The organism is Microbacterium sp. SCN 69-37, assembly GCF_001724435.1.
Lineage (GTDB): Bacteria > Actinomycetota > Actinomycetes > Actinomycetales > Microbacteriaceae > Microbacterium > Microbacterium laevaniformans.
The window spans coordinates 20,971-27,008 of record NZ_MEEL01000043.1 but is presented as its reverse complement, the minus strand read 5'-3'; the positions used below and the strand labels follow the sequence as shown (position 1 = coordinate 27,008).

Annotated in this window: 5 protein-coding genes; 2 read left to right on the top strand and 3 right to left on the bottom strand. The window is 70.5% G+C overall.

Features of this window, described 5'->3' with window-relative positions:
- Positions 1-313: 313 nt before the first annotated feature.
- From ABS64_RS12465 to ABS64_RS12455, 3 genes are read right to left on the bottom strand one after another with little or no spacing between them, the layout of a single operon-like run.
- Positions 314-1,045 (bottom strand): DUF1361 domain-containing protein, encoded by a 732-nt coding sequence (locus ABS64_RS12465; protein WP_036290708.1) that lies wholly within the window; start codon positions 1,043-1,045, stop codon positions 314-316.
- 25 nt (positions 1,046-1,070) lie between these two features.
- A complete protein-coding gene (locus ABS64_RS12460) occupies positions 1,071-2,579 on the bottom strand; it encodes a tetratricopeptide repeat protein (protein WP_036290705.1) in 1,509 nt (502 codons plus the stop codon).
- 58 nt (positions 2,580-2,637) lie between these two features.
- The gene (locus ABS64_RS12455) at positions 2,638-3,969 is read right to left on the bottom strand and encodes a replication-associated recombination protein A (protein WP_231477269.1); all 1,332 of its coding nucleotides are present in this window, start codon (positions 3,967-3,969) and stop codon (positions 2,638-2,640) included.
- Between the two features lie 137 nt (positions 3,970-4,106).
- Between ABS64_RS12455 and ABS64_RS12450 the strand changes: the two genes are divergently transcribed.
- Positions 4,107-4,409, top strand: coding sequence for a hypothetical protein (locus tag ABS64_RS12450; RefSeq protein WP_016465245.1), 303 nt, complete (start codon positions 4,107-4,109; stop codon positions 4,407-4,409).
- A 116-nt stretch (positions 4,410-4,525) separates the two neighbouring features.
- Positions 4,526-5,980 carry a DUF349 domain-containing protein gene (locus ABS64_RS12445; RefSeq protein WP_061683246.1) on the top strand — a complete coding sequence of 485 codons (1,455 nt, stop codon included), beginning with the start codon at positions 4,526-4,528 and terminating at the stop codon, positions 5,978-5,980.
- Positions 5,981-6,038: the final 58 nt, after the last annotated feature.

The window sequence follows — 6,038 nt, the reverse complement described above, 5'->3', positions numbered from 1 at the left end:
TCGTCGACAACGCGGCACTCGATCACCGCCCGATCCGCGTCGAGATGCTGCCCGACGGCCTCGAGGCCGAGCTCATCGAGGCGGCAGAACGTGGTGAGGCAAGGCGCGGCGAAGGTAGCGTTGAGCACGTCGAGGTCTTCCGGATGGTGAGTGTAGGAACTTCCCTCCTCGGGGGACCTCGACCCCTATCCAGCCACCGCCGCCCGACCCCCGGCTACACCCTCAACTGCGAAGAGCCGCTTGAGGTACCGCCCTTCCCTTCGTGTGGCTGGCCCACCTGCGGCGCGATAAGGGCGACATTTATCGCCGCAGTTCACACGTCCGCGCGCAACGCGGTCCAGCCCAGCGCGAACAGCGGCACGTAGAGGATGGCGATGAGCAGTGCGTGGGTGAGGACGAAGCCGAACGCTTCCAGAGCTTTGCCCCGATGACGCAGATGGTCACGCAGCTTGCGGATCATGGATCCCGGATGCCGGATGTCCCAGCTGTTGAGCCGCAGGTAGCGCCCCAGATAGACGCCGATGGCACCGAGCAGGATCACGGTCGCGGCGAAGCCCCAGCTGGCGGCGGGGATGCGTCCGTCGGGGCGATCGATGAGAACGAGGCCCATCGTCTGCACGACGGCCAGGCTGAGGACCGCATTGGCGATGCCGGAAAGCGTCAGCGCCAGCGTCTGGACGATGTCGTACCACAGGGGTACCGGTGTGGTCTCGGCTCGATGGCTGAAGTTGAGCTCCGTGATCAGGTACACCGAGTTCGGGAAGAACACGAGCCACAGCAGCGTCGCGACGATCAGGTAGGCCCACACGGCAAACGTGCCCGCCCCGGCGATCGCCTCGGTCGCCCGCCCGATCAAGGGGGTCAGCAGAAGCAGGCCCGCGCCGAGCACGACCGCGAGCAGCACAGGAAGAAAGGAGAGTCCGATGTTCAGCAGCATCGGCCGGTACAGCTTCACGCCGTAGACCCGCGCGCGCAGCACGATCAGGACGGCCGCGTACAGGTTGAGCAGCGTGACGGCGATGACGCCGATGAGCAGAGCCGACATCCCGTCAGCCTGTCACAGTCGACACTCAGCGCAGCAGGTCGAGGACGCCGACCGGGTACACGGGCGGCGCATCCGCAGCCCACAGCGCCGCGATCTCGTACCAGCCCACCGTCGTGTGGCTGTCCCGCACGGGCAGCCGTTCACCCACCGGCAGCGCGGCCAGCTGCGGCGAACGTCCCCGGAAGACATGCACGATCTCGTGCCCGCGACCGCTGCCGCTGTCGAAGATGTTCTCGGTGACGGCCGCGAGCACGGCGTCGTCGAACTCCGCCGCAAGCTCCTCGGCGAACTCCCGGACGACGGCGCGCGCCGCGGTCTCGCCGAACTCGATGCCGCCACCCGGAGCACGGAGGAACTCGCCGTGCCGGTCGGTCTCCGGGTACGACTCCAGCAGCACACGTCCGTCCTGGACCACCAGCCCGACGGCGATCGCGCGGATGCGGGCGAGGCTCGCCAGCTCCCCCGCGTACGCGTCGACGGCCCGGCGATACTGCGGCAGCATCGGCGCGAGCGTCTGTAGAGCCGTGCGCACCGCCGCGGTCGGCTTCTCGTCGTCATGCAGCGCGAGGGCGAGGAAGGCGCGGGCGGGGGCGATCAGCGGGTCGTCGTCGCCGACCGTGCGCAGGAGCGCCATCGCGGCGGAGGCGTCGCCCACGTTGCGCAGTGAGCTCGCCAGCTGGATGACCGCCTGCGTGCGGTGCGGGGCGGCCAGGCCCCGATCAAGAGCCTGCCGGTACAGCGGGATCGCGGCTTCTTCCTCGCCGAGCGCGTCATACAGCGACGCCCGCTCGAATGCGGCGCGGGCATCCTCCTGTCCACACGCGTCGAGGAGGCGCCCAAGCTCTGCGTGCGCCGTCGCGGGGTCCGCCGGATCGAAGCGATCCCAGAACAGTGCGAACTCATCGACGGGATCAGCGACCGGCGTCGATCGCAGCGCACGCTCCAGCGCGGAGCGCACTCGCTCCTGTGCACGGCGGAGCACGGGGTCGGCGACGGATGCCCGCGTGAACACGAGCAGCCCACGCGCAGCCTCCCCCGCGTCGCTCAAACCGCCCGCCAGCAGGTGCGCGACGAGCTCGTCGATCCCGATCGTGCGAACGACACCCGTCTCGCCGTCTTCCCAGTGCGGATCTGCGACGCGGCGGCAGCCGGCGGCGACCACGACGTTCTTGCGTCGAGTGGAGTTGGCTCCCGACCACTCGCTCCCGGCGTGGAACAGGGCCGCGGCGCGATGCCCCGTCTCCTCGAGCAGCTCGCGCGCGCCGGCGGTGAGAGCATCCTCGCCTGTGTCGATCAGCCCGCCGGGAAGCTCGCGCACCAGAGCGCGCGGACCGACGCGGTACTGCTCGAACAGGAGGGCGTCACCGGTGTCGGTGAAAGCGATAACGGCGACGGTGTCGCCCTGATCGAGCACGTCCCAGTCGGAGACCGAGCCGTCCGGAAGACGGTACGTGTCGCGGCGTACCCGCGTATACCCGTTGTAGACCTCGGTCTCGGTGAGCAGCTGCCAGGGCTGTGCGCGCTCGTCGTCCATCTCTCGATCCTCGCACCGGCCGGCGGAGCGACAGTCTCCTCGCACGCCGCGGGCGCTCTCAATCCCCGAGAATCTTGCGGATCTTCTCGACGCGTGCCGCGATGTCGCGCTCCAGACCGCGTCCGGTGGGCTCGTAGTAGTGGCGCCCCCGCAGCTCGTCCGGCAGGTACTGCTGGGTAGCGACGCCCACCTCGAGGTCGTGCGGATAGACGTAGCCCTTGCCGTGGCCGAGCCGCTTCGCGCCCGGGTAGTGCGCGTCGCGGAGGTGCGTGGGCACACGGCCGAATCCCCCGGCACGCACGTCGGCGATCGCCGTGTCGATCGCGAGGTAGGCGGCGTTGGACTTGGCCGTCGTCGCGAGATAGGCGGTGGCCTCCGCGAGCGGGATACGGCCCTCGGGCATGCCGATGAAGGCGACGGCGTCGGCGGCGGCGACCGCGATGACCAGCGCCTGCGGGTCGGCGAGGCCGATGTCCTCGGATGCCGAGATCACGAGACGCCGGGCGATGAAGCGCGGGTCCTCCCCCGCCTCGATCATCCGCGCCAGATAGTGCATGGCGGCATCGACGTCGGAGCCTCGGATCGACTTGATGAACGCACTGATGACGTCGTAGTGCTCATCCCCTTGGCGGTCGTAGCGCAGCAGAGCGCGGTCGACGGCGTGGGCGACGTGGGCCGCTGTGACGGCCGGGCGCCCGTCGCCATCGGCATCGTCGTCGACGACCATGGCCGCCGCCGCTTCGAGCGAAGTGAGCGCGCGGCGTGCGTCGCCGGAAGCCAGCTGGACGAGCGCCGTGCGTGCCTCGGCATCCAGGACCACGGCCCCATTCAGCCCGCGAGCATCCGACACCGCGCGATCGAGCAGGAGGCCGAGATCGTCGTCGGTGAGCGGCTTCAGGGTCAGCAGCAGCGACCGCGACAGCAGCGGCGAGATGACCGAGAAGGACGGGTTCTCGGTAGTCGCGGCGATCAGGATCACCCAACCGTTCTCCACGCCCGGCAGAAGAGCGTCCTGCTGGGCTTTGGTGAAGCGGTGGATCTCGTCGAGGAAGAGGATCGTCGAGATGCCGTAGAGGTCGCGCTGGGTCATCGCCTCCTGCATCACCTCGCGCACGTCTTTCACGCCGGCGGTGACCGCCGAGAGCTCCACGAACCGGCGTCCCGACGTACGCGCGATCGCCTGCGCCAGTGTTGTCTTGCCGGTGCCCGGCGGGCCCCACAGGATCACCGAGACGGCTGTCTTCGCGGCGCCTGCCGGGTCGGCGAGGGCGACCAACGGAGATCCGGGGCGCAGCAGATGCCCCTGGCCGGCCACCTCCTCCAGAGAGGTCGGTCGCATCCGGACGGCCAGAGGGGTCTGGCCTTGGAAGAGAGCGGATGCCGATGCCACCGGACCAGGGTATCCGTGACCGCCGACGTCGGGGCCGCCCAGGTTTGTCGACAGCGTGCGCCGCGACGTAGTCTTCCCAGAGTGCTGCCCGGCCCGGATCACGGCGGCCGGGGCGCATCAACACGAAGGAGGTCCGGGTGGCTGCGGCGGGCAAGAAGCAATCGCGCGACGAGAAGGAACGCGCGCGCCTCTATCGGGCACGCCAGGAGTTCCACGCGAGCCTCATCGCACGCCGGCGCCGCGACAACGTCATCGCGGGCGTCGCGGGAGGCCTTCTGCTGCTCGCGGTGGTCGGCGGTCAGGTCGCGTACTACACCGCCGGACCAGGCGCGCCGACGCCCGCTCCGAGCGGCGCCGCCACACCCGCCCCGACGCCGCTGGAGTTGCCCGGCTCCTCCGAGATCCCGGCACCGACACCGTCTTCTACCACCGCGCCCTGACAGTCAGCGGTGGAGCGCGCGTCGCGGGTGAGCGCTCCACGGACGGCGGGCACGCCCGTATAGGCTGTAAGCCGACCGAACCCCCATGCGGCGTGCGCCGCGACGAGGTGCTATCCGTGACTGACGTCTCCCCTTCCCAGCCCGACCACGAGCCTGCCGAACAGGCCGCTGTCGAGGACACCGCCACCGTTGCCGCCGACGAGGCCGCGCCCGTCTCCGACGAGGCCGCAGCCGCGGAGGCTACGCCCGCTTCGGCGCGACCGGCGCCGGCTCCGACTCCCCGGGCGATGCCGGTCCCGCGCCCTCCCGCGCGTCGCGCCGCCGTCGCCCCCCTCCCGGCAGCCGCGCCCGACTCGTTCGGTCGCGTGGATGACGACGGCACCGTCTCGGTGCGCGAGGGCGATGACTGGCGTGTCGTGGGTCAGTACCCCGACGGCACGCCCGCGGAGGCCCTCGCCTATTTCGAGCGGAAGTACGTCGATCTCGCCGGTGAGGTCACTCTGCTCGAGGTTCGTCACCGCAACGGCGGGGCGTCCGCCTCCGATCTCCGTTCGACGCTGGCGACCGTGCGTGAGCGCGTCGTCGGTGCGGCCGCCGTGGGTGACCTCGCGGCCCTGGAGGCGCGACTGGGCGCGCTGGATGCCGCACTCAGCGAGGCGTCGGCCGAAGAGGCGCAGGCGCAGCGCGAGGCGGTCGATGCCGCCATCGCAGAGCGGACGGCGCTCGTCGAGAGGATCGAGGCCCTGGCGGCCCGCGACCCCAAGTCGATCCAGTGGAAGCAGACCACCGCGGATATCGGCGAGCTCTTCGCGCAGTGGCAGGCTCACCAGGCGACGGGTCCGCGCCTGCCCAAGAGCACGGGCCAGCAGCTGTGGAAGCGCTTCCGCGATGCGCGCGCCACGCTCGACAAGCACCGTCGCGAGTTCTACTCGGGCATGGACGAACAGCACCGCGCCGCTCGCGACGCCAAGGCTCGCCTCGTCGAGCGCGCCGAGGCGCTGGCCAGTAAGGGCGAGGACGGCATCGGCGCCTACCGCACGTTGCTGGACGAGTGGAAGAGCGCGGGGCGCGCCGGCAAGAAGGCAGACGACGCGTTGTGGGCACGCTTCAAGGCGGCCGGCGACGCGCTCTACGCCGCCCGCAGCGAGCGTGAGCAGGCGGATGCCGAGGAGTCGCGCGAGAAGATCGAGGCGAAGCGCGCGCTCCTCGCGGAGGCCGCCGCGGTGCCGCAGGAGAAGGACCTGGTGAAGGCGCGGACGCTGCTGACCGGTATCCAGCGTCGCTGGGACGAGATCGGCCGCATCTTCCCGCGCGAGGCCGAACGGGGTCTCGACGACGAGCTGCGCAAGATCGAGCACGGCGTCAAGGCTCGCGAGGATGCCGACTGGAAGAGCAACAACCCGGAGACCAAGGCGCGTCAGAACGACATGACGCAGCAGTTGCGCGACGCCATCGCCGCTCTCGAGGCCGATCTCGAGAAGGCCAAGGCGTCGAAGAATGCGGGAGCCATCGCGAAGGCCACCGAGGCGCTCGAGGCACGCAAGGGCTGGCTGAAGGCCCTCGGCGGCTGAGGACACGTCCTCCCCGGCCGGGCCCCGTCCGAATCTGTCCACAGATCGCCGTCTCCCC